The sequence below is a fragment of the Halomonas sp. LC1 genome (assembly GCF_030247125.1).
Lineage (GTDB): Bacteria > Pseudomonadota > Gammaproteobacteria > Pseudomonadales > Halomonadaceae > Vreelandella.
This window is the reverse complement of record NZ_JASSPG010000011.1, coordinates 36,035-59,281: the sequence shown is the minus strand read 5'-3', so window position 1 is coordinate 59,281 and position 23,247 is coordinate 36,035. Positions and strand designations below refer to the sequence as shown.

Genomic DNA, 23,247 nt, shown 5'->3' with positions numbered 1-23,247 from the left:
TAGCTTGGCGTAGCGCGGCTCGTTGAGGCGCAGGTCAGTGGTGACGATGGCCGGGAGTGTCAGCGCGACGGTTTGCAGGCCGCCGTCGATTTCACGCGTCACGTTGACCTTGTCACCATCTACCGCCACTTCTGAGGCGAAGGTGCCTTGCGGCAGATTGGTCAGCGCGGCGAGCATCTGGCCGGTCTGGTTGTTGTCGGTGTCGATGGCCTGCTTGCCGAGGATCACCAAACCGGGCTGCTCTTCGTCCACCACTTTGGCCAGCAGTTTGGCCACCGCCAGCGATTCGGCGCGCTCATCGGTTTCAATGTGGATAGCGCGGTCAGCACCCAGCGCCAGCGCGGTGCGCAACTGCTCTTGGGCGGCCTTGGGGCCCACGGTCACGGCCACGACTTCGGTGGCTACGCCCTTCTCTTTCAGGCGCACCGCTTCTTCCACGGCAATTTCGCAGAAGGGGTTCATGGCCATTTTGACGTTGGTAAGGTCCACATCAGAATGATCCGCTTTGACGCGGATTTTGACGTTGTAGTCGATGACGCGTTTCACCGCGACGAGGATTTTCATAAGGCATGCTCCAGCGATTGAACCATCGGCTTTTATTCCGCATAGCAAAATAATATTTCACTTTATAAAAAGAACAATAAAAAAACGCCTGCCAAAGGTCAAGCGTTTCCTTGAACAGCCCACCTTAGAAAGGCGACCAACCAAACCATAACGCCAGCAGCGGTATCGCCGCGATCAGAAAGCGCCCGTTCCAGCGGTAACCGATGCGGGTGGCGGGTACGCCAGTAAAGCGCGAGAGAATCAGCATGGAAGCGGTCATTGGTGATGACATCAGCGCCAGCGCCCAGCCTACCATTAACGATGCCCCAATCAGCTCAGGCGTTAACCCCTCAATGCCCAGCGTGGGGAGCAAGCCCACCAACAGCGTCACCGTAACAATCGGGTTGACGCCTATTTGCGCGAGCCCCACCACCATCAGCATGGCCAACACCGCATTCAAAGTGCCCAGCGGGTCTAGCACCGCCAATAGCGGTGCTAGCTGCTGAGTATCCACCAAGCCCACGCATACATGCCCCAAATAGCCTGCCGCCCCCAGCACCACGATTTCATTAGCGCTGGGCGTCAACAGCCAAGGTAGTTGGCGATGTACCGCCGTGACTGCCGCAGGCAGCCCGCCAAAGCCCAGCCTGCGACGCTGCCAAGCCAGCCATAAAAGCGCCCCGGTAGGCGCGCCCAGCAGCGCGGCAATGGGCAGTCGTAACTCCAGCAGCCACGCAATGGAAAACACCAGCGCCACAATGCCGATTAGCAAAACGCTAAACTGCGCCAACGGGCGCAGCGACGGGGTGACATAGGTTTTATTGGCGGGTGGGTGCGGGCCGGTGAAGTAGTCCACCGCCCAGCCCGCCATAAAAATCAGCGCGGCGGCCCCTAGAATATAGGGTGCCAGCTGTGGCCAGGTGACCTGGGGAAGGCTTGAAAGCACCACGGCCACCCCGATACCCATGGGCGAAATCAGCGGTGCCAGCGAAAATCCGCGCAGCAGCGCCAGCATCATGCGCCGCTGGCGGGCCTCACGCACCCAGGCGCGCCCTTGGGCGGCACTGAGGGTATTGCTCTTTTCGATCATCGCGGCGAACAGATTCAGCACGCCAATGTTCAGAATGATGCCAAACAGCGCCGAGCCCAGGGATAAGATCGGGTAGCGGCGGCTAGGGGGTTGAAGCAGCATGCTTTGCCCGCAGCGGCGCACTAAACGGGAGCGATAGGCAGGTAAGCGCAGCATACTCAGCGCCACTATAAAGGTGGCAAAAAACGCGAAACGCCCACTCGCCTCAAACAGCAGCTGCCCAGGCGTGGGCGAGCGCCACAGCGCGAGCAGTGTGAGTACGCCAGCGGCACACAGCAGCCCCTTGGCCATGCGGGTGAGTTGACCTTTTAGGGTCATCAAATAAAGCAGCAGCGCAACGATGCCTGCGGCTTGCCAAGCCACGCTGCCACCGACCAAATGAATCAGCGTGGCAAGCGTCACCAGTAGCAAACAGGAAACCCGCAGGCGGGCTGGGCTCACTCGCTAGGCTCCCTCAACTGCGGGTCGGGAACGCCTTGTGATGATTCGCTGCCGCTACGGCGGCGAAAAGAGCCTTCGCCCATAGCGACGAGATTGCCCCGCTCATCCAGGATCTCACCGCTGGTCATGAAGGTTTTTTGCCCGCCGCCACGCAGCGTGCCCGTGGCCCGCAGCACGCCTTGCCGAGCAGGCCCCACAAAGGTGGTAGTGAGTGACAGCGTCATCCCACGACGAATATTCCCCGGCACATCGCAGTGCAGGCCCGCTAGGCTTAAGGCACTGTCCAGCATGGAAGCCAGTACACCGCCATGCACATTGCCGCTGCGGTTAAGGTGCTTGGGTTCAATGGTGAGCTCCACCACCGCGCGCCCCTCTTCCCACTCCACCACGTGCATGCCCAGCAATTCGTGATAGCCCATTAGCGCCTGGGGCGTGGTGGAAGCGATTGCGCTGTCTGTGTCGCTCATAAAGCGCTCTCCTTCTGGGCCAAGTCGCGTAGCCGCCCTTTTAAAATCTTACCGCTGGCGGTGGAAGGCAACGCATCCATCAGCACAATTTGGGTCGGACGCTTATAAGGCGCAAGCCGTTCGGCAATAAAGGCTTTGAGTTCTGCCATATCAACCTCAACGCCCGGCTCGCACTGCACAAATGCCACGACCTCTTCATTGCCTGCCACCTGCCGCCCAACCACTGCGGTTAAGGTCACCGCAGGATGCTCATTAATCACTGCTTCTACATCCGGCGGGTAGATGTTGAAGCCCGAGCGAATAATCAGCTCTTTACTGCGGCCCACGATATAGAGCTGATCGTCGTGATCCAGCTTGGCGATATCACCGGTATTGAGCCAGCCATCCTCGGTTAAAGTGGCACGGGTGGCGTCCGGCTGGCGGAAGTAGCCCTTCATAATATTAGGGCCACGCACCCACAGCTCGCCGATCTCATCGCCTGCCTTTTCTGACGTGCCGCTGCTGCCTAGGGGCTCCAACCGATACTCCAACAGCGGCAGCACGCGGCCCACGGTGCTGCTCTGGTGGCGGTCCTCAATGCGGGTTTGACTAATCGTTGGGCTGGCTTCGGTGAGGCCGTAGCCATTGTGCAGCGTTAGGCCAAACGCAGCTTCCACGCGTTTTTTGGTATCGCTATCCAGCGGCGAGCCGCCTGCGGAGATATAGATAAGCGCAGGCGCTTCTAACGCGCGCTGCTCACGCTTCAAGTACTCCAGGGCGCGAGCGTACATGGCAGGCACGCCCTGAAGCACGGTAATGCGCTCCTCTTTGAGCGTTGTCAGCAGCTGTACCGCGTCAAAGCGGGGCACGGTGTAAAGGCACGCGCCGTTATACAGCGAACCCATACACACCGATGAGAGGCCAAACACATGAGACATGGGCAGCACGCCATACACCCGCTGCCCTTCGCTCAGATGGCGCATGCCGCCGGAAATAGAGGCGATATACAGAATACCGCGATGGGTCAGCATGACGCCTTTCGGCGTACCGGTGGTGCCTGAGGTGTAGATCATCGCGGCTACCTGATCGGCACCGCTGGCGTGAACAGGCTCTGGCTCGCTATCAAATAGCGGTGAAATCGCTAGGCCGCCGAGCTGCGGATGCTGATAGCGGTCAGCCGCGTGGCGCTCGGCGTGCTGGCTCGCCTCTGGGGAGGCTTCGCAGGTGTAAAAGACTCGGCGAGGCAGGCAGTTGCCCTGAATTAAATCCACTTCCTGAGCGGAGAGGCGCGAATTGACAATCGCGACCCAAACATCCATTTCACTGGCGGCCAACAGCAGTACCACCAGGGCACGGCAGTTTTCACTGACCGTCATAATACGGTCGCCGGGCCGTATGCCTAAATTAGCTAACCACTCGTAGGCGGCATGAATCTCTTGCCCCAGCTCGGCGTAGCTCCAGCGAACGTTGCCATCCACAAGCGCGGGGTGATCCGCTAGGCGTTTCGCATTTTCCAGCACGCGGGTACTCAAGCGCTCGGGGAGTTCTGCTAAAAGCTCGCTTGCCAGACGGCCAAAGATCTTCTCATCTGGCGCTTGGTAAGGGACCGACAGAGCCATTAGGACGCCTCCCGCACCATGTTCCGGGCAATCACCAGCTGCTGAATTTGCGTCGTCCCTTCGTAAATGCGGAACAAACGCACATCGCGGTAGAAACGCTCAACGGCGTATTCCGACATATAGCCCGCACCGCCGTGCACCTGCACGGCGCGATCCGCGACGCGACCCACCATCTCGGCACAGAACAGCTTGCAGCAGGAGGCTAGGGTTGAGACGTTTTCGCCATCATCTTTGCGGCGTGCGGCGTCCATTACCATGGTTTTGCCTGCGTAGGCTTCGGTTTTGCTATCTGCCAGCATAGCCTGCACCAGTTGATGCTCCGCCAGCGGCGCACCAAACTGCTTACGCTCCATAGTGTAGCGCAGCGACTCTTCGACCAAACGCTCGGCCACGCCCACACACACCGCAGAAATATGCAGTCGCCCACGGTCAAGCACTTTCATGGCGGTTTTAAAGCCTTGCCCCTCTTTGCCGCCAATGATGTTTTCAGCCGGTACACGGCAGTTATCAAAAATGATATCGCAGGTATGCGCGCCCTTCTGGCCCATCTTGTTATCTGCCGGGCCGCGAATCAGACCAGGCGTATTGCCTTCAACAATAAAGGCAGAGATACCGCCAGCGCCTTTGTTGTCTGGGTCGGTACGCGCCATCACGGTGAACAGGTCCGCTTCCGGGCCGTTGGTGATATAGCGCTTGGTACCGTTTAACACATAGTGGTCGCCATCGCGCACGGCGGTGGTGCGCAGGCTGGCGGCATCGGAGCCGGAGTCCGGTTCGGTTAAGCAGAACGAGCTGAGAATTTCCCCGGTGGCCAAGCGCGGCACGTATTTGGCTTTCTGCTCTTCAGTGCCGTCAATCAGAATGCCCTGGGCACCGATGCCGTTATTCGTACCAAATACCGAGCGGAACGCGGGAGACGTTTTGCCGATTTCCATGGCTACCAGAGCTTCTTCTTCCATCGTGAGCCCTAAGCCGCCGTACTCTTCAGGAATGGATAGCCCGAACAGCCCCATCTCCTTCATTTCCGCCAGGATCTCGGCGGGCACTGCATCCTCTTCGGCAAGCCGTGCCTCATTGGGAATCAAACGCACCCGGACAAAGCGGGCAATGGTATCAACCAACTGATTCAGCAGTTCGGGATCACGGATCATAACGGCTCCTGGTAGCAACGATATTTTTATGGTTGGCGTTCGCGCGGGCAGTGAGGCCTGCAATAATTCTGCATGGCGAAACTAGCGTTCACTCTCTTGTCAGGCACTTTTGCATAGCCTAGGATGGCAGTCAATAAACGAAATGCTATTTTGCAATGCAGAACAACAAACACTTGCAGCGAGGATTTTGACCTATGTCCAACGACGCAGTCGCCCATTCGTTCAACACTCTTGGCATTGTCGGCACCGGGGCCATGGGTAGAGGGATTGCTCAGCTCGCCGCGCAGGCAGGCCTGAACGTCATGCTATTTGATGTAAAAGAAGGCGCGGTGGCGGAAGCGACTGCCTTTATTAATGGGTTATGGCGGCGCAGCGCCGACAAGCAGCGGATTACCCAAGCCCAAGCCGAGCAGTACGGCGAACGCTTGATTGAGGCCCGCGACCTCGCCGCCCTCGCCCCCTGCGATATCGTCGTTGAAGCCATCATCGAGAAGCTGGAAGCCAAACAGGGGCTGTTTAGCGATTTAGAGGGCATTGTTCGCCAGGATGCCGTGCTCGCCACCAACACCTCTTCGCTGTCTGTTACCGCGATTGCTGCCGCCTGCCAGCACCCAGAGCGCGTGATTGGCTTTCACTTTTTCAATCCAGTCCCGCTGATGAAAATTGTGGAAGTGATTCCGGGGTTACGTACCGCTAACGATGTCACTCATAGGGTCAATGCCTTGGGCACCGCCATGGGCCACTTTACCGCCCTGGCCACCGACACCCCTGGCTTTCTGGTCAATCACGCCGGGCGCGCCTTTGGCACCGAAGCACTGCGCGTTCTGAGTGAGAGCGTGACCGACCCTGCCACCATTGACCGCATCATGGTGGATCAAGGCGGTTTTCGGATGGGGCCGTTTACCCTTCTAGACCTGACGGGCCTGGATGTTTCCCATGCGGTGATGGAGTCGGTGTACCACCAGTATTATGAAGAGCCGCGCTTTCGCCCTTCACCAATCACCCGCCAGAGGCTCTCAGCAGGTTTGTTGGGGCGTAAAACCGGTGAAGGTTTTTATCGCTACGTGGATGGCCAGCAGCAGATGCCGGAAGAGCCCGCCATTGCGACAGCCTCGCCTTGCCCTGTGTGGATCAGCCAAGACGACCCTGGCAGCGCCGCCCAGCTTGCCGAACTGGTCACCACGGCGGGCTGGCCACTAGAAAGTGCGGATCAGCCCTCCTCAGCAGCGCTGTGCCTGCTGACACCGCTGGGCGAAGACAGCACGCAGTGCGCCCTGCGCCAAGGCTTGAATGCCGAGCAGTGCGTCGCGGTGGATATGCTGGCGGGGCTGGATAAGCGCCGCAGCCTGATGGCCTCCCCCATTACCCGCCCCGACCTGATCAATGCCGCTGCCAGCTTGTTGAATGCTGACGGCACGCCGGTCAGCACCCTACAAGACAGCACCGGCTTTGTGCTGCAGCGCGTGGTGGCCTGCATCGTCAACGTTGGGGCAGATATCGCACAGCAAGGCGTTGCTGCACCCGCCACTATTGATCGTGCGGTGGAACTTGGCCTGGGCTACCCATTTGGCCCGCTGCGCATGGGCGACCATTACGGCGCTTCGCGCATCCTGACCATTTTGAACAACCTATTAGCCGCCACCGGTGACCCCCGCTATCGCCCTAGCCCTTGGCTGCGCCGCCGCGCGGCGCTGGGCATGCCCCTCACTGACGGGCCAACGGGCTGACAGACCTCAGTTTCAACTACGGATCAAATACGGCTTACATAAACAAGGAAAATAACCATGCAAGACGCCTACATTTACGACGGATTACGCACCCCTTTTGGTCGCCATGGGGGCAGCCTAGCGGCCATTCGCCCAGATGAGCTGCTGGGCCTAACGCTCAAAGCACTGGTGGCGCGTAATCCGTTTGCCCCAGAAAGCTACGAAGAAGTGTTGGCGGGCTGTACTAACCAAGCGGGGGAAGATTCCCGCAACGTGGCCCGTCACGGTGCGCTGCTGGCGGGCCTGCCGATTGAGGTGGCAGGCCAAACCGTCAATCGCCTGTGCGGCAGTGGCTTAGCCGCGATGATGGATGCTGCCCGTGCCGCTCGCTTAGGCGAAGGTGAGCTATTTTTAGCTGGCGGCGTGGAGTCCATGTCCCGCGCGCCTTACGTGCTGGGCAAGGCCGACTCCCCCTACGCTCGCAATCAGCCGATGTTTGATACCGTGATTGGCTCACGCTTCCCCAACCCGTGGATTGCCAAAGAGTACGGCAGCCACAGCATGCCGGAAACTGCCGATAACATTGCCCACGACCTGAACATTGGCCGCGAGGCCAGCGACGCCTTTGCCGCCCGCTCGCAAGCGCGCTATGCCAAGGCGCTGGCAAACGGCTTTTACGAAGGCGAAATGTTTGGGGTAGAAGTGCCTCAAGGGCGCAAACAGCCGCCGCTGTTGGTAGATAAAGACGAGCATCCCCGGGCTGAAAGCACCGAGGAGAAACTGGCCAAACTCGGCGCGCTGTTTGAAGGCGGTGTCGTGACCGCAGGCAACGCTTCTGGATTAAACGACGGGGCTGCCGCGCTGATTGTCGGCACGCGTGCAGCAGGCGAGCGAGCTGGGCTTGCTCCGCGAGCACGTTTCGTTGCCAGCGCCGTGGCGGGCGTTGCTCCCCGCGTCATGGGCCTGGGGCCGGTACCCGCCTCGCAAAAAGCGCTGGCCCGGGCTGGCCTCTCGCTTGAGCAGATGGACGTGATTGAAATCAACGAAGCTTTTGCGGTGCAGGTGTTGGGCTGCGTTCAGCAGTTGGGGCTTTCTGCCGACGACCCGCGCCTTAACGCCAACGGTGGCGCCATTGCCATTGGCCACCCGCTGGGTGCCTCGGGCGCACGTTTGGCGCTCACTGCGCTGCGCCAGCTAGAAGCCACCGGCGGGCGCTATGCACTGGTCACCATGTGTATTGGCGTTGGCCAGGGCATTGCAACCATCATTGAACGCCTGGACAGCTAACCGCCCTACTGCGGCGCTAGCAAAGTCTCTAAGGCAGGCGCCGCAGGCCAAGCGTTGACTAAGCTCTCTTATCGCGCTTTGCAACGCCCCAGCGCAGGTATGCGATACTTGCCATTCAATGATTGATTAGCCGAGACGCTTGATGGAACCAACCGACGCCGCTGCTGATGAGCCGCAATCACCCGAAAAAGATCGCAACTTTGTCACCGCGCTTGCGCGGGGGTTAGAACTGCTCCGCGCTTTTGGAACTGGAGAAGAGTACCTGGGCAATGCAGAGCTCTCGAATCGCACCCATATCCCGCGCCCCACGGTGTCCCGGTTAACTTATACGCTGACCCAGTTAGGCTACCTGCAACACAACCGCCACCTTGAGAAGTACCGCCTCGGGCCGGGTGTGCTGGCGCTGGGTTATCGCTTTCTGGCTAATATGGGCATTCGCGAAATTGCCCGCCCCCATTTACAGCATTTTGCCGACGCCACCGACTGCAACGTGAGCCTGGGCGGTGCCGACCGCAGCGATATGGTGTATCTGGAAACCTGCCACGGCCACGGCCCGCTGATTATTCGCTTAGATGTTGGCTCTCGTCTACCCATCGCCACCTCGGCGATTGGTCGTGCCTGGCTGTGCGGATTATCTGACGAGCGCCGCCAACAGGTGATGCAAGAGCTAGCCGCGTTTCACGGCAGCGATTGGCCGCGCCTTCATGCCGGTATTGAGCAGAGCCTGCGCGACTATGCTGAGTACGGCTTTTGCCTCTCCGAGCAGGATTGGCAGCGGGATATCAGCGCCGTGGCCATGCCGCTCATTTTGGAAGATGGTGCCGAAGTGATGGCGATTAACTGCGGTGGCTCTAGCCTGCGTTTAGATCATGATCGATTGGTCAACAACCTTGGCCCCAGACTCAAGGAAGTAGCAGCGAAAATTAAGCAGGAGCTATCTCCACGATATCGCCCACCCCGGTGAGGGAGACGCCCTTCCCTTGCGCTACGCGGTCGGCAGAGAGCACTTTCTGAGGTACTCCTTTGGATCTTTGGGATAAAAGTGTTCTGGCTGTCGCTCTAGGTGGGTAAAAAAGCGCGTGTCTTTGTAAGGCATTTTCATGAATCCTGACACGCCAAGCCCCTCGATTTGACTGACGGCAGTGAGCATGCGGCTGAGTAAATCACGAAACTCCTGCTCGCGCCGTGGGTCTAGCAGCCGGTAGTAGCTATGGATCTTCAGATGCCTGGGCAGCGCTTCAAAAATGATCATACCGGTATGGTGTATCTCGTTGAGCCGCTGAAGCATGTGCATGATGCTCTCTGGTAGTACCAGTAGCTCTTCGGGGTCAGGGCCATCCTCAAAATAGCTGTGCTGCCGGGTGCGATCCTCCATTTCCGGCACCGCGCTCACTTCGTAATTAATCGCCATCTCTGGCTGACAGCAAAACGCCTCCTCAGGGCTAGCACGCTCTAAGTGCAGCGTTTGGCGGGCATTGAACAAGCAGCTTTTGAACACGCCTTGGCGATGAATGGCGCGTGCCAAGTGCACCATGTTGTTCACCGCTTCGATAAATGCGGGTTTCAACTCAGGGTCATGCAGGTTCAGCGATGAATCGATGTAAACGCCTTCTCGCTCCCAGCGTACTGCCAAGCCGCCCACCACCGGATATTTGCCTAGCCGACTCACCGAGGCGAGAAAAGCCTTCTCAGTCTCCCCCATGCCCTGCATGAACTGCTTGTAGTAGCGGTCAAGTTGGATGTCGTTCACATCGTTGAGCGTTTCTTCGACACTCGCTTCCCGCAAGAACGCTTTTCGAGAGCTATAAACCACCGTGTCGATCTCTTGGATATCTGCTCGATGCCGGCCTTTGCCCCACACCGGCACAAGCGGTGTTTGAGCGGGAGTGGGCAAGTCAATCATGACCAGCTTGGCCATGCGCGGCATTTCACGGATGAAGTGATCCCCCGCCCGCCGACGTACGTGCGAGTCGGGATCGAGCATCCCATCCAGCGTACGCGCGAACTCGATCGGCAACCCCAATGCGCTTGCTGGAATCGCTCGATGACCAAAACGACAGGACTGCGCAGACGCTAGCGCATAGAGCGTACCTGCCGTCCCCTGCTCGTCGAACCGTGGCGACGAGAGCGCTCCGTTCAACTGCTCTTCACCGATAAAATAGACATCACCCAGCCGTGCATTGGTTTGCTGCAGATTGTCCGACATCAACTCCATGACGTTGGCACCCACGAACTGAAGCGATTCATCCAACTGTGCGAACACCGATGAGCCCCAGTCGATTAGCGCGATGGATTCACTGACCGCATCGAAAACGAGATTGGAAGGCTTGATATCGCCATGTACCACCGGCCGTGCATGTGGGCCCGTTTCACGACGCAGCGCTTTGAGAATATCCGCTAGCTGCGCGGCAATGCGCACGATCAATCGTGGTGGGAGCTTTCCCTGCTTGAGCGACACTTGCTCCAGGTTCCAGCCAGGCGCACGCTCCATGACCAAAATCGACTGGCCGCGGGCGCGCTGGTAGGTAATGAGCTTGGGAATTCGGGGGTGCGATACCTGATCGAGCATGAACGCCTCCTCTTCGAGGCGTTCTTGTAAATGGGTGGGCAGCGTAATGCGTGAAAACTTGAACACGTAGTGCGTTTTGACCCCTTGTTGCCAAGCGCTACCCGCAAACACAAACCCGTAAGCTCCCTTACCAATCAGCTCGATATTCGAATAGCCCAACTGGGCAAGCTGTGCCTGACACAGCGCTACCCAGTCTTTTAGCTTTCGCGCATCGTGATGGCTTAGCAGGTAGATCGACTGCTCTTCGGGTATGTAAAACTGCTGCAGCGGTGCCTGGCTCATCACAAGTGCCTACACGGTTACGCCAAGTGCAGAAGCATGCTTTCCGGCGCTTCCAGAAAGCCTTTCCAGGCGTTGCAGAACCGGGCGATAGTGCCACCATCAATGAAGCGATGATCGCCTGCCCAGGTGACCGTCAATATCGCCCGGCGCTGCACCTCCCCGTGCTCATCAAAGCGCGGCAGCCACTGGGTTTTGCCAATGGCCACTATGGCCGCTTCCGGCGCATTAATAATCGGCGCGGCGTAGGTTCCCCCGAGGGCACCAATGTTGGAGATGCTGATGGTGCCGCCCTTTAGATCCGCCTGCTCCACGCGCCCTTCCCGCGCGGCATGGGTTAACCTGCCGACTTCTTTGGCAATCTCGAATAGGGACAACCGCTCGACACCTTTTACGTTCGGGACGAGCAGTCCTGCTTTGCTATCCACCGCCATGCCGATATTGCACTGGTCGTAGTAGCTCAGCTCGTTGGCTTCGCTGTTTAACTGCGCATTGATGATCGGCGTCTCCGCCACGGCCAGCGCCATCGCTTTCATAAAGAACGGCATCAGCGTGAGCCGTTCGCCCTTCGCCTCTACCTGCGGCTTGAGCCGCTCGCGCAGCGCCAACAGCTCAGTGACATCAATCTCTTCACCGTAGTGAAAATGAGGAATGGAGCTAGCGGCCTCTACCATGCGCTTGGCCATCACCGCCCGTACGCCGCGCAGCGGCTCTACTTTTGAGGGGGCTAAGCCGGTGCTTGATGGCATCGAAACACTGGCCGTTTGGTGAGATACCGCTGGCGCGTTGAGGTGCGCTAGCACGTCTTCTTTCAGTACTCGGCCATCTTTGCCACTGCCTGAGATATCCGACAGGGCTAGGCTATGCTCGCGTACTAAGCGGCGCACCGCAGGGCTAGCGGGCACTTTGCTTGAGGGCGCCGGGACAACGGCTTGGTTGTTAGGCGGCTGGCTAACATTATCTTCATCCGCGGCCATCGCGTCGCTGCTGGGCGGCACTGAAGGTGCCTGTTCGATAGCAGCAGTATCGTTGTTCGTCTGACCGGTGGTTTGGTAGGCATAAAGGGGCGCGTGAACCTTGGCAATCTTCCCCTGGGCCACATACAGCTTGGTGACCGTTCCGGCCTCTGGCGCGGTAATTTCCACCAGCGCCTTGTCGGTCATCACTTCGACAATCGGCTGATCCTCTTCAATGGTGTCGCCCTCGGCCACACGCCACTCCACCACTTCACACTCAACGATGCCTTCACCGATATCTGGCAGTAAAAAATCACTCATGGCTGTTCTCCCTGGCGCTAAAAGTTCACGCTTTCGCGGATCGCTTCAAAAATTTTCAGGTGGTCGGGCAAGTACTCTTTCTCCAGCACGAGCGGGAAAGGCGTATCTAGCCCGGTAACCCGAGTAATCGGCGATTCCAAATAGAGAAAACAGCGCTCCTGTATCGTTGCGACAATTTCACCGGCAAAACCGCCGGTGAGCGGCGCTTCATGACTAACAATCATACGGCCGGTTTTGAATACCGACTCTGCCACGGTATCCACATCCCAGGGCAGCAGCGAGCGCAGGTCGATGACCTCGCAGGCAATGCCTTGCTCATCAGCAAGCTCAGCGGCTTTACTGATCACTTCCATCTGCGCGCCCCAACCCACCAAGGTAATATCATTACCCTCTTTCACCACTTCGGCTTCACCGATAGGCAGTTGATAATCGTCATCGGGTACGTCACCCACTGCAGCGCGGTAAAGTCGTTTCGGCTCCAGGAACAGCACAGGGTCAGGATCACGAATGGCCGCTAACAGCAGGCCTTTGGCCTGATAGGGGTTTCGAGGCACCACCACTTTCAAACCGGGCGTATGGGTAAAGTAGGCTTCCGGCGATTGAGAGTGGTATAAGCCGCCGGAAATGCCGCCGCCGTAAGGCGTACGGATGGTGAGCCCACCGACGTTGAAGAGATCCCCCGAGCGATAGCGAAACTTGGCGGTCTCGTTCACGATTTGGTCAAAGGCAGGGAAAATGTAGTCCGCAAATTGAATCTCGGCGACAGGCACCGCCCCCTGTGCCGCCAGCCCGTTGGCAAAGCCAATGATGCCTTGCTCCACTAGTGGCGTGTTGAAGCAGCGCGCTTTTCCGTACTTCTCCTGCAGATGGCTGGTGGCACGAAAAACACCACCGAAGACACCCACGTCCTCGCCAAAGCAGATCACTTTTTCGTTTTCTGCCATGGCGATATCTAGCGCATTGTTGATCGCCTGAAGCATGTTCATGGTCGTCATCTTACGCCTCCCCCTGACGATCGTCGGCTGACGAAAGGGTCAGATCTAGGGATTGTGCACCGCGCGGATAAGCATCGGGATAGCGACGAATGTGGCGCTTGAGCTGATCCAACTGCCGCTGCAGCGCTGGCGTCACATCGGCATACACGTCGCTGATCAGCGACTCCAGTGGCGGCGGCGGGCGCTTTTCGGCACGCTTCATGGTTTCCAGCACCTCACGACGCAAGGTCTCTTGTTGGCTGGCTTCTTCCTCATCGCTCCACCACCCTTTCTTCGCCATCCAGCGCTGCATCCGAAGCAGAGGGTCTTTGACGCGCCACGCTTCCTCCTCGCTTTTAGCACGATAGCCCGAGGGATCATCCGAGGAGGAGTGAGCGGCCAAGCGATAGGACATCGCCTCGATCAGCACCGGTTGGTTCTGCTCGACCGCAATTTGCCGGGCTTGCCGTGTCGCTTCGAAGACGGCCAACGCGTCGTTTCCATCCACGCGTATCACGTGCATATGGTAACCAAACGCACGGGGAGCAATACCATCGGCAGCAAACTGTTCGGTGGCAGGCGTCGAGATGGCATAGCCGTTATTGCGACAGAAAAAAATCACCGGCACCTGGTGCACCGAGGCCATATTAAGCGCGGCATGGAAATCCCCTTCTGAGGCTGCGCCTTCGCCAAAAAAGGTCAACGTGCAGTGGCCTTCACCGGCCAGCTTTTGGCCATAGGCGTACCCGGTGGCCTGGGGAATCTGGGTCGCTAGCGGGGAAGAGATGGTCATGTAGTGCAGCTTACGGGAGCCGTAGTGAATCGGCATTTGGCGACCTTTACCGTAGTCGAGCTCGTTGCCAAACAGCTGATTCATAAACTCGTCGATCGAGAAGCCGCGATACATTAGAGCGCCTTGCTCACGGTACTGGGCCATGATCATATCGGCATCATCCAGCGCAGCGGTCGCGCCGACCACGGCGGCCTCCTCGCCGGTACACTGCATGTAAAAGCTGAGGCGCCCCTGGCGCTGAGCGGCCATCATGCGTTCATCGAGAATACGGGTGGCCAACATGGCCTGATAGAGCTTACGCGCGTGTTCCCGCGTTAGCGGGGGCTCTTTTGCGCCTTCGTAGAGTTCTCCATCCGGGTTCAGCAGACAAAAGGTCTCGATGGAGAATTCATCGCCGGTCATGAAAGACGGCTGGTGTACGTACTGAGTCATCATTATTGTCCTTGTTTTTACCCCTTTTGAGGGCAGTGTTGTCGGTGATGACCGTTTGTGCCAGTGGATTTATCTGACACGGGTCAACGCAACACTTGGACAGTAACTCAGTGCAAGCGGTTTAGGGATTCAACTTAAGACGCAGAGAGACGCTGACGTAAGTGCTGCTGATACACGTTAAAAGCGCTGTCGACACACAGCGCCAGCAGCGCAATCAGCAGCGCTCCTTGCAGTACGTAGGCCACGTTGCCGTTGACGATCCCGGCAATGATCGGATCGCCTAGGTTACTCGCGCCTACGGTAGCGCCCAAAGCAGCCGTGGCAATGTTGATCGTGACCGACGTCCGAACGCCTGCGAGGATGACGGGGGCCGCCAACGGAAGTTCGACTTGGCGCAGGACTTGCCAAGGCGTCATGCCCATGGCTTGCGCCGCTTGTTTGATAGTCGGGTCGACATCATTGATACCGGCCAGCGTATTACGCACGATCGGCAGCAGCCCGTAGAGCATGAGGGCAACGATGATAGGGAGCGTACCAAAGCCGAGCACCGGAACGGCTAAGGCCAACACGGCCACCGGTGGAAACGTTTGTCCCAACGATGCCAACTGCCCTACCAGCGGCAAAAAATCACGCCCTCGCTCGCGAGTGACGGCAATGCCCGCCGCTACCCCCACCACGATGGTCACTGCCGCCGCCACCCCGACCACCAAGACATGGCGTCCCAACAGTTCATACAGCGCTGCGCGGTCGTAGATGACCTGCCTGGCATCCGTCTCCACCCAGCGAAACATACTCTCGAGGCCCGGCATGCCAACGATGCACACGGCCAGCAACACGGCCCAGATGAGCGGAAGAAACCACTGCACGCTGACCGCGTTGAGCTTGACGGAAGCTGACTTACGCGTCACGTTGGCTCACCTTATCCAGCTGCGCTTCTTTGACGATTCGGCGCAGAGAGAGCTCGCCGATCGGCACGTCGTTTTGGTCTACGACCGTCAAGCGGTCACAGTGATCACGTAGCATCATGGAAAGCGCTTGTCGCAGCGTGAAATCGGCAGGAATCCGCGATTGCGCGGGCAGCGTCGGACCAAGCGAGGTCATGTGATCTTTCACTCTGGTCAACGCTGCCTGCTTCAAGCCCCGCTCAAGGCCACCCAGCAGCGACTCGACAAAGGGATCAGCAGGATGCTGCAACAGTGCCAGCGGCGTGCCTTGCTGAACGATGCGACCATCGCGCATGACGACCAGCTGGTCGGCTAACCGCAGCGCTTCGTCCATATCATGAGTCACGAAGACGATGGTTTTGTGCAGCCGAGCCTGCAACTTGGCCAGCTCATCCTGAAGTTTTTCCCGGGTGATGGGGTCCAGAGCGCCAAAGGGTTCATCCATAAGCAGAATGTCGGGATCAGCGGCAAGCGCACGGGCGACACCCACTCGCTGAGCTTGTCCTCCCGAGAGTTGATGCGGATATTTATGAGCGAACTCGTCTACCGGCAGCCCCAAAAGCCCCATCAGCTCTTCAACTCGGGCGGAAATCTCGGCGGCGGGCCACTTCAGCAGCCGAGGCACCAATCCAATATTGCGTGCAACGCTCCAATGAGGGAACAGCCCAGTACTCTGGATCACATAGCCAATTCGACGACGCAGTTTCACCGAATCGTACTGCTCGATCGCTTGGCCATCCAAAATGATGTCGCCGCTGCTGTGATCGATCAGCCGGTTGATCATACGCAGCGTGGTGGATTTACCGCAGCCAGAGGTCCCCACCAGCGCACAGAGCTTTCCTTTTGCGACCCGTAGCGTGATGTCATCCACGGCGATGTCGTCGCCAAACTGTTTTGAAACGTGGGAAAGCTCGATCATTCCTGTCCTCCGGGACGCAGCGCGTCTGCCAACGCGCCTAACCCTGCATCCACCATTAGTGCCAAGATTAGAATGGGCAGCGCGCCCAGTAGCACCATATCCATGGCGGCTTGACCCAGCCCTTGAAAAATGAACGTACCCAAACCACCGGCCCCGATCAGCGCGGCCACAGCGGTTAACCCGACGGCCTGAACGGAGGTAATACGCACGCCTTCTAACAGCACGGGAAGCGCCAGCGGAAAACGCACTTGCCAAAAACGCTGGCTCGTACGCATGCCCATGGCTTTAGCGGCTTGCAATGTGTCCTCGCTCACCTCTTCGAGGGCGATGTAGGTATTACGTACCATCGGCAGCAGGCTGTAGGCTATGAGCGCGATCAACGCGGGCGCGTTACCAATACCGCTCACCCCTAATGCCGCCAGTGTCGGTACGTTCGCTGCCAACCAAGCCAGGGGCGCTAGCAACAGTCCAAAGAGCGCTAAGCTGGGGATGGTTTGTAAAAAGTTCAGCAGCGTAAAGGCGACTTTTTGCAGGCGCTGATAGCGACGCATCAGCATCGCTAACGACATCCCCAGCACCACGCTGACGCCTACGGCGGTGCTCACCAGCGCAATGTGTTGTCTCAACGCCTGATAAAACTGCTGCTCGCGCGCCTGAAACTCCTGCACGAGCGCAAGGTGATCCAGCCAGAGTGCCGCACACCCCCACCAAGCCACACCTACCCCTCCTAGCAGTAGAGTGGGCCACCAGCGCGACAATCCCAAGCGCAGTCGCAGTTCTACCAAACAGAGCAGTAAGACGAACAGCACGGACCAATAGGCCGGACCTATGCCAAGCCGGGCCTGGGGCAGTGAAGGGTCGACCAGCCAATGCCCAGCTACCATTAAGCCAAATGGCATGAGTAGCAAGGTGAGTGTGATAAGACCCAGTATCGCCCGGTAGTGTCGGGGGCTGGGGACGCAGGCCAGAGCCGTCATGGCAACAAAGAGCAGCGACACGAGTATCGCCCCTGGCCAACGAATAGCGTCGACGATGCCAAAGGTGGTACCGGAAACGATGCGATTAGGGGCAACACTCACGAAGCTCAACAGCCAAGCGGCAGCCAGCATGGCAACGCTTAGGCACAACAGCACAACATTCGGGTACCAAGGGCGTCGTTTAAACGATGGCGATGGCAAAGCGTCGATTAACGACATTCATTAGTCATCCAGGCCGTCAAGGTAGTCACTGGCGACCTGATCCGGCGAGAAGCCATTCACCGCGACATCTGCGTTGAGATCTTGAAGCGTGACGAGGTCGAGCGTGGCGAATACTTCATTCAGCACCGCTTCCATTTCAGGGTAAGCGTTCAGTACTTCCTCACGCACCACGGGGGCGGGTTGATACACCGGCTGGACGCCTTTGGAGTCTTCGAGGACGACAAGCCCTAACGCGCTCAAACCACCGTCGGTCCCGTAGGTCATGGCACCGTTGACACCGCTGGTTTGCTGAGCCGCTGCACGCATCGTCGCCGCGGTATTGCCACCAGAAAGCACCAGCAGTTGGTCATCGCTCAACTCGAAGCCGTAGGCGTCTTGGAAAGCAGGTAGCGCCTGGGCAGATTCGACAAATTCGGCGCTGGCAGCAAATTTGAACTCCCCGCCGTCGGCAAGATACGCGGCCAGATCATCCAGCGTCACCAAATCATTGGCCTCGGCCACGTCCTGACGAATGCTCATGGCCCACGTATTGTTGGCACTGGCAGGCTGGAGCCAGATCAAGCCCTGTTCAGCATCACGTTCGCTAACGGTTTGATACGCCTCTTCTGCGCTGTTCCACACCGGGCTATCGGTCATGTCGAAGAAAAACGCGCCATTCCCCGTGTACTCGGGGTAAAGGTCGATCTCGCCTGCTTGCAGGGCGCTGCGTACCACGCTGGTGCCCCCCAGTTGCAGGCGATCTTCGGTGGGAATCCCGTTACGCTCCAGCGTCTGGATGATCAACTCGCCCAGGACGGACCCTTCGGTATCGATCTTGGAAGAGACCACCACAGGGTCGTTAGCACTGGCGGTGGAGAGTGTGGCGACAGAAAAGGCTACCGTCGATAGACAGGCAGCCAACGAAGGTGTGTACAGTGAGCGCATGGGGTCATCCTTTTCAATGAGCGTCTAGGGCGTATCGTTTCAGTATAAGAGCCTGCTGCGTTGAAGTCAGACGCCGCGTTAACGACGTCTGACCCAGGCGCGCGATTAAGGCGCTTCGATCACCCAGGTGGTTCCTTCCCGGGAGTCCTTAAGAATGATGCCAAGCGCTGCCAACTCGTCACGAATAGCATCAGCGCGGGCAAAATCCTTGCTGGCTTTCGCTGCATACCGCTCGGCGATTTTCGCTTCGATCTCCTCCTCACTTAGCGCTACCTGCTGCTGGGCACCTTTCAGGAACGTTTGTGGCGTTTGCTGCAGTAGTCCCAGCACCCCGGCCAAGCGCTTTAACTCACCAGCCAAACGCGGTGCCTCTGCCGGCTGATCGCTTTTCGCTCGGTTGAGATCGCGGGCCAAGTCGAATAGCGCGGCCAAGGCGACAGGCGTGTTGAAGTCGTCGTCCATTGCCGCGGTAAAGCGCTCCGCGGCATCGCTGGCGGCTGCCTGCTCGTCAGCGTTCACGCCATCTAATGCCGTATAAAGCCGCGTCAGCGACTTACGCGCTTCGACCAGGGAGTCCACCGAGTAATTGATGGCGCTGCGATAGTGGCTTGCCACCAACAGGTAGCGCACCACTTCTGGATCATGCTCGTCAAGCACGTCGCGGATGGTGAAGAAGTTACCCAATGATTTGGACATCTTCTCTTGGTTGACGCGAACGGCTCCGGCATGCATCCAGGTATTGACGTAGGTTTTCCCTGTCGCCGCTTCCGATTGGGCAATCTCGTTTTCATGATGGGGGAAGGTCAAATCCGGCCCGCCACCATGGATATCGAAGGTATCGCCCAAACAGCAGGTCGACATCGCGGAACACTCGATGTGCCAACCCGGTCGCCCGTCTCCCCAGGGAGAGTGCCAGTGGGCTTCACCCGGCTTGGCCGCTTTCCAAAGCACGAAATCCAGCGGGTCTTCTTTGTGCACATCCACATCGACCCGTGCACCAGAGCGCATGTCATCCAACTGACGGTTATTCAATTTGCCGTAGTCGGCGAATTTACGCACTCGGTAATAAACGTCACCATTGGCTGCTGCGTAGGCAAACCCTTTTTCGATGAGCGTTTCGATCATGGCAACGATATCGCCAATATGCCCAGTTGCACGGGGCTCCTGGCTAGGCGGCAGCACGTTCAGGCGTCCCTCATCCTCATGCATCGCAGCAATCATGCGCTCAGTGAGCGCGCTAATAGTTTCGCCGTTCTCCTCGGCCCGCTTGAGGATCTTATCGTCGATATCCGTGATATTGCGCACGTAGGTCACGTCATAGCCACGGTGGCGCAAATAGCGGGTAATCACGTCAAAGGCCACCATCACCCTGGCGTGGCCAAGGTGACAGTAGTCATACACCGTCATGCCGCAAACGTACATGCTGACCTTGCCAGCAACCAGTGGGCTAAAAGGCTCTTTGCGGCGTGTCAGCGTATTGTAAATGTGCATATGACGTTTCCTTAACCCTTCTGTTTGATTTTCGCCCAGCTATCTTTCAGACCGACGGTACGGTTAAACACGAGGTGCTCAGCCGTCGATGCGTGACGATCGGCGCAGAAGTAACCTACTCGCTCGAATTGGAAGCGATCTTCTGGAGCTGCACTGGCTAAACTTGGTTCGCCGATGGCTTCACATACCACCAGCGACTCGGGGTTCAGGTGCTCCAGGAAGTCGACATCCTTATCACGGTCCGGCTGCTCGACCATAAACAGGTTGTCGTACAGGCGGACTTCCATCGGTACACCATGGGCAGCGCTGACCCAGTGAATCACGCCTTTCACCTTGCGGCCTTCCGGGTTTTTACCCAGGGTGTCGAAGTCCACGGAGCAGCGCAGCTCAACAATCTCACCTGCATCGTCTTTGATCACTTCATCACAGCGAATTACGTAGCTGTTGCGCAGACGCACTTCTTTGCCCGGTGCTAGGCGGAAGAATTTCTTCGGTGCGTCTTCCATGAAATCGTCTTGGTCGATGTAGAGTTCACGCCCAAACGGCACCTTCCGCATGGGCATGTCGTCACGCGCCGGGTGGCCTGGCACCTCGTAGACCTCTTCGTGGTCTTCCGCCACGTTGGTCAGTACCACTTTCAACGGCTTGAGCACGCACATGGCGCGGGGTGCGTTATCTTCCAAATCTGAGCGGATGGCGTGGGTCAGCATGGCGATATCCACCAAACCACCGTCGGAGCGGGTCACGCCGATCATTTCACAGAATTTACGAATCGAAGCGGGCGTATAGCCACGGCGACGCATACCGGAAATGGTCGGCATCCGTGGGTCATCCCAACCATCGACGATCTGCTCATCCACCAACAGCTTCAGCTTACGCTTGGAGGTCAGCGTGTAGTCGAGATTGAGACGGGCAAATTCGATCTGACGCGGTTTTGCAGGCACCGGCAGGTTATTCAAGAACCACTCATACAGCGGGCGATGGTCTTCAAATTCCAGCGTACAGATGGAGTGGGTAATGCCCTCGATGGCATCCGACTGGCCGTGGGTAAAATCGTACGAGGGGTAGATTTTCCACTTATCACCGGTTTGGTGGTGATGAGCATGACGAATCCGGTACAAAATCGGATCGCGCAAATTGATGTTGGGCGACGCCATATCGATTTTGGCGCGCAGTACTTTTTCGCCTTCACCAAACTCACCGTTGCGCATCCGCTCAAGAAGGTCCAGGTTCTCGTCGGCGCTGCGCTCACGGTAAGGGCTCGGCTTGCCGGGCTCGGTCAGCGTGCCTCGATATTCACGAATCTCATCCGGGGAGAGATCATCCACATAGGCTTTCCCTTCGCGAATCAGGTGTTGGGCCCAGGCGTAGAGCTGATCGAAGTAGTCGGAAGCGAAGCGCACCGGACCGGCCCATTCAAAGCCCAACCAGCTAACGTCTTCTTTGATGGCATCGATGTACGCCTGCTCTTCTTTCGCCGGGTTGGTGTCGTCAAAGCGCAGATGACACTCACCACCCAACTGCTCTGCCAACCCGAAATTCAAACAGATCGACTTGGCGTGGCCGATATGCAAAAAGCCGTTGGGCTCCGGGGGAAAGCGCGTCACGATTTTGGTGACCTGGCCGCCCGCTATCTCGTCGCGTACTTGGTTGCGAATGAAGTTCGGCGCTGGGGTGGTCTCGTTGGTCATGGTGGTGTTGATAACCTCATGGTGGATGGCGTGCTGGGCACACGATACGAAGGCAATCGGGGTTTGCGCTTCGCGGTGCCGAGCAAAACCGCTATTATAACGTGACGCCGATGCACAGCGCCAAGGCGAACGCCTTTATTGAACAGGAATTTATCCATGATCGTATTACAGACGAACCACGGTGACATCACCATTGCGCTTAATCATGAAAAAGCCCCGGCCACTGCGGCGAATTTCGAACAGTACGTGCGCGACGGTTTTTACGACGGCACGCTGTTTCACCGGGTCATCGATGGCTTCATGATTCAAGGCGGCGGTTTCGACCAAGAGTTCAACCAAAAGCCGACACGCGATCCGATCGAAAACGAGGCTGACAACGGTTTGCAAAACACTATCGGCACGCTGGCCATGGCCCGTACGCAAGACCCCCACTCCGCCACGGCGCAGTTCTTTATCAATGTCGGTAATAACAGCTTCCTCAACCATAGCGGCAAAAGCCTGCAAGGTTGGGGCTATGCGGTCTTTGGAGAGGTCGTCGATGGTATGGACGTGGTCAACGCCATTAAAGGTGTGAGCACCACACGTCGCGGCATGCATGCTGACGTTCCCGCAGAAGACGTCATCATCGAACGCGCCTACGTGAAGGAAGCGGAATAACCGTTGGGAGCTTTATGCGTACTCTGCTCATCGCTGATATGCATCTAAGTCACGATACCCCTGAGATCAATCAGGGGTTTTACCGTTACTTGGAACAAACCGCTCAAGGTGCAGACGCGCTCTACATTCTGGGCGATCTTTTCGATGCCTGGATTGGCGACGACCTGCTGGACACGCCGCATCCGTTGAGCGCCGTGGCCCATAACGTCATTCAACGGCTACGTGTACTCAGCGACGCGGGCACTAGCATCTATTTCATTCATGGCAACCGCGATTTTTTGCTGGGTGAACGCTTCATCAACGGCTGTGGTGCCACTCTGCTGCCAGACAGTGAAGAAGTCGAACTGCAAGGTGTCCCCGCCGTTATTCTTCACGGCGACAGCCTGTGTACCAAAGACGAAGCTTACATGGCGTTTCGCGCTCAGTCGCGAAGCGAGCAGTGGCAGCATCAGATTCTCTCGCTGCCATTGGAGCAGCGATTGGAGCTTGCCAAAAGCTTGCGCATGCAGTCAGGTGATGCCAATGCGGGCAAAGCCGACGACATCATGGACGTCACCCAAGACGAAGTCGTGGCACTTATGGAACGTTGCGGCGTATCGACCATGATTCATGGTCATACTCACCGGCCCAACGTACACGACCTCACAGTGGAAGACGTGCCTGCCAAACGCTTCGTACTAGGGGACTGGGACAGCGAACACGGCTGGGATGTGCTAGTGGAGCGCTCTGACGAGCGTCACGCCGAACCCGTATTGCGGCAGTTTCCACTCAACGCTCCGCCCTAACCTGCGCTCATTGCGACATAAAAAAGCCGA

General features: G+C 58.0%; 20 protein-coding genes. 5 read left to right on the top strand and 15 right to left on the bottom strand.

Annotated features, from left to right (window positions below):
- From QIT27_RS16520 to QIT27_RS16500, 5 genes are all read right to left on the bottom strand, one after another.
- The coding region (locus QIT27_RS16520; RefSeq protein ID WP_285264439.1) for an electron transfer flavoprotein subunit beta/FixA family protein at positions 1-564 on the bottom strand (564 nt) is incomplete at its 3' end.
- A 124-nt stretch (positions 565-688) separates the two neighbouring features.
- Positions 689-2,074 carry a hypothetical protein gene (locus QIT27_RS16515; RefSeq protein WP_285264438.1) on the bottom strand — a complete coding sequence of 462 codons (1,386 nt, stop codon included), beginning with the start codon at positions 2,072-2,074 and terminating at the stop codon, positions 689-691.
- On the bottom strand, positions 2,071-2,541 hold the full coding sequence (locus QIT27_RS16510; protein WP_285264437.1) for a PaaI family thioesterase: 471 nt from the start codon (positions 2,539-2,541) through the stop codon (positions 2,071-2,073). The genes QIT27_RS16515 and QIT27_RS16510 overlap by 4 nt, the downstream gene beginning before the upstream one ends.
- Complete coding sequence (locus tag QIT27_RS16505; RefSeq protein ID WP_285264436.1) at positions 2,538-4,139, bottom strand: class I adenylate-forming enzyme family protein; 1,602 nt, start codon at positions 4,137-4,139, stop codon at positions 2,538-2,540. The genes QIT27_RS16510 and QIT27_RS16505 overlap by 4 nt, the downstream gene beginning before the upstream one ends.
- Complete coding sequence (locus QIT27_RS16500) at positions 4,139-5,290, bottom strand: acyl-CoA dehydrogenase family protein (RefSeq protein ID WP_285264435.1); 1,152 nt, start codon at positions 5,288-5,290, stop codon at positions 4,139-4,141. The genes QIT27_RS16505 and QIT27_RS16500 overlap by 1 nt, the downstream gene beginning before the upstream one ends.
- A gap of 194 nt (positions 5,291-5,484) precedes the next feature.
- Here QIT27_RS16500 and QIT27_RS16495 point away from each other — a divergent pair, with 194 nt between their 5' ends.
- The 3 genes from QIT27_RS16495 (at position 5,485) to QIT27_RS16485 (ending at position 9,247) form a co-directional block, all read left to right on the top strand.
- Positions 5,485-7,017 (top strand): 3-hydroxyacyl-CoA dehydrogenase, encoded by a 1,533-nt coding sequence (locus tag QIT27_RS16495; RefSeq protein ID WP_285264434.1) that lies wholly within the window; start codon positions 5,485-5,487, stop codon positions 7,015-7,017.
- 57 nt (positions 7,018-7,074) lie between these two features.
- On the top strand, positions 7,075-8,283 hold the full coding sequence (locus QIT27_RS16490) for a 3-oxoadipyl-CoA thiolase (protein WP_285264433.1): 1,209 nt from the start codon (positions 7,075-7,077) through the stop codon (positions 8,281-8,283).
- A 142-nt stretch (positions 8,284-8,425) separates the two neighbouring features.
- A complete protein-coding gene (locus tag QIT27_RS16485; RefSeq protein WP_253016472.1) occupies positions 8,426-9,247 on the top strand; it encodes an IclR family transcriptional regulator in 822 nt (273 codons plus the stop codon).
- 21 nt (positions 9,248-9,268) lie between these two features.
- Here QIT27_RS16485 and QIT27_RS16480 read toward each other — a convergent pair whose 3' ends face one another.
- The 10 genes from QIT27_RS16480 to QIT27_RS16435 all read right to left on the bottom strand — a co-directional run bounded on the left by QIT27_RS16480 (position 9,269) and on the right by QIT27_RS16435 (position 21,775).
- On the bottom strand, positions 9,269-11,134 hold the full coding sequence (locus QIT27_RS16480; RefSeq protein ID WP_285264432.1) for a protein kinase domain-containing protein: 1,866 nt from the start codon (positions 11,132-11,134) through the stop codon (positions 9,269-9,271).
- Positions 11,135-11,151: 17 nt separating this feature from the next.
- Positions 11,152-12,408: a 2-oxo acid dehydrogenase subunit E2 gene (locus tag QIT27_RS16475; RefSeq protein WP_285264431.1), complete on the bottom strand. Its 1,257-nt coding sequence runs from the start codon at positions 12,406-12,408 to the stop codon at positions 11,152-11,154.
- A 17-nt stretch (positions 12,409-12,425) separates the two neighbouring features.
- Complete coding sequence (locus QIT27_RS16470) at positions 12,426-13,403, bottom strand: alpha-ketoacid dehydrogenase subunit beta (protein WP_285264430.1); 978 nt, start codon at positions 13,401-13,403, stop codon at positions 12,426-12,428.
- 1 nt (position 13,404) lies between these two features.
- On the bottom strand, positions 13,405-14,607 hold the full coding sequence (locus QIT27_RS16465) for a thiamine pyrophosphate-dependent dehydrogenase E1 component subunit alpha (protein ID WP_285264441.1): 1,203 nt from the start codon (positions 14,605-14,607) through the stop codon (positions 13,405-13,407).
- A 134-nt stretch (positions 14,608-14,741) separates the two neighbouring features.
- On the bottom strand, positions 14,742-15,515 hold the full coding sequence (locus tag QIT27_RS16460; protein ID WP_285264429.1) for an ABC transporter permease: 774 nt from the start codon (positions 15,513-15,515) through the stop codon (positions 14,742-14,744).
- Complete coding sequence (locus QIT27_RS16455) at positions 15,505-16,470, bottom strand: ABC transporter ATP-binding protein (protein ID WP_285264428.1); 966 nt, start codon at positions 16,468-16,470, stop codon at positions 15,505-15,507. Before QIT27_RS16455 ends, QIT27_RS16460 begins: the two co-directional genes overlap by 11 nt.
- Positions 16,467-17,666: an ABC transporter permease gene (locus QIT27_RS16450; RefSeq protein ID WP_285264427.1), complete on the bottom strand. Its 1,200-nt coding sequence runs from the start codon at positions 17,664-17,666 to the stop codon at positions 16,467-16,469. Before QIT27_RS16450 ends, QIT27_RS16455 begins: the two co-directional genes overlap by 4 nt.
- A 3-nt stretch (positions 17,667-17,669) precedes the next feature.
- A complete protein-coding gene (gene osmF, locus QIT27_RS16445) occupies positions 17,670-18,593 on the bottom strand; it encodes a glycine betaine ABC transporter substrate-binding protein OsmF (protein WP_285264426.1) in 924 nt (307 codons plus the stop codon).
- 105 nt (positions 18,594-18,698) lie between these two features.
- Complete coding sequence (gene cysS, locus QIT27_RS16440) at positions 18,699-20,084, bottom strand: cysteine--tRNA ligase (RefSeq protein ID WP_285264425.1); 1,386 nt, start codon at positions 20,082-20,084, stop codon at positions 18,699-18,701.
- A gap of 11 nt (positions 20,085-20,095) precedes the next feature.
- A complete protein-coding gene (locus QIT27_RS16435; RefSeq protein WP_159342044.1) occupies positions 20,096-21,775 on the bottom strand; it encodes a glutamine--tRNA ligase/YqeY domain fusion protein in 1,680 nt (559 codons plus the stop codon).
- Positions 21,776-21,931: 156 nt separating this feature from the next.
- Between QIT27_RS16435 and QIT27_RS16430 the strand changes: the two genes are divergently transcribed.
- Together QIT27_RS16430 and QIT27_RS16425 are read left to right on the top strand one after the other, a co-directional pair.
- The gene (locus QIT27_RS16430) at positions 21,932-22,432 is read left to right on the top strand and encodes a peptidylprolyl isomerase (protein ID WP_253016490.1); all 501 of its coding nucleotides are present in this window, start codon (positions 21,932-21,934) and stop codon (positions 22,430-22,432) included.
- Between the two features lie 14 nt (positions 22,433-22,446).
- On the top strand, positions 22,447-23,217 hold the full coding sequence (locus QIT27_RS16425; protein WP_159342042.1) for a UDP-2,3-diacylglucosamine diphosphatase: 771 nt from the start codon (positions 22,447-22,449) through the stop codon (positions 23,215-23,217).
- The last annotated feature ends 30 nt before the right edge of the window (positions 23,218-23,247 follow it).

Coding starts and splice junctions, on each gene's coding strand:
- cysS (WP_285264425.1), bottom strand. CDS start 20,084: ATGCACATTTACAATACGCTGACACGCCGCAAAGAGCCTTTTAGCCCA.
- QIT27_RS16510 (WP_285264437.1), bottom strand. CDS start 2,541: ATGAGCGACACAGACAGCGCAATCGCTTCCACCACGCCCCAGGCGCTA.
- QIT27_RS16450 (WP_285264427.1), bottom strand. CDS start 17,666: ATGTCGTTAATCGACGCTTTGCCATCGCCATCGTTTAAACGACGCCCT.
- QIT27_RS16470 (WP_285264430.1), bottom strand. CDS start 13,403: ATGACGACCATGAACATGCTTCAGGCGATCAACAATGCGCTAGATATC.
- QIT27_RS16430 (WP_253016490.1), top strand. CDS start 21,932: ATGATCGTATTACAGACGAACCACGGTGACATCACCATTGCGCTTAAT.
- QIT27_RS16465 (WP_285264441.1), bottom strand. CDS start 14,607: ATGACTCAGTACGTACACCAGCCGTCTTTCATGACCGGCGATGAATTC.
- QIT27_RS16505 (WP_285264436.1), bottom strand. CDS start 4,139: ATGGCTCTGTCGGTCCCTTACCAAGCGCCAGATGAGAAGATCTTTGGC.
- QIT27_RS16490 (WP_285264433.1), top strand. CDS start 7,075: ATGCAAGACGCCTACATTTACGACGGATTACGCACCCCTTTTGGTCGC.
- QIT27_RS16495 (WP_285264434.1), top strand. CDS start 5,485: ATGTCCAACGACGCAGTCGCCCATTCGTTCAACACTCTTGGCATTGTC.
- QIT27_RS16500 (WP_285264435.1), bottom strand. CDS start 5,290: ATGATCCGTGATCCCGAACTGCTGAATCAGTTGGTTGATACCATTGCC.
- QIT27_RS16475 (WP_285264431.1), bottom strand. CDS start 12,408: ATGAGTGATTTTTTACTGCCAGATATCGGTGAAGGCATCGTTGAGTGT.
- QIT27_RS16485 (WP_253016472.1), top strand. CDS start 8,426: ATGGAACCAACCGACGCCGCTGCTGATGAGCCGCAATCACCCGAAAAA.
- QIT27_RS16435 (WP_159342044.1), bottom strand. CDS start 21,775: ATGACCAACGAGACCACCCCAGCGCCGAACTTCATTCGCAACCAAGTA.
- QIT27_RS16455 (WP_285264428.1), bottom strand. CDS start 16,470: ATGATCGAGCTTTCCCACGTTTCAAAACAGTTTGGCGACGACATCGCC.
- osmF (WP_285264426.1), bottom strand. CDS start 18,593: ATGCGCTCACTGTACACACCTTCGTTGGCTGCCTGTCTATCGACGGTA.
- QIT27_RS16480 (WP_285264432.1), bottom strand. CDS start 11,134: ATGAGCCAGGCACCGCTGCAGCAGTTTTACATACCCGAAGAGCAGTCG.
- QIT27_RS16425 (WP_159342042.1), top strand. CDS start 22,447: ATGCGTACTCTGCTCATCGCTGATATGCATCTAAGTCACGATACCCCT.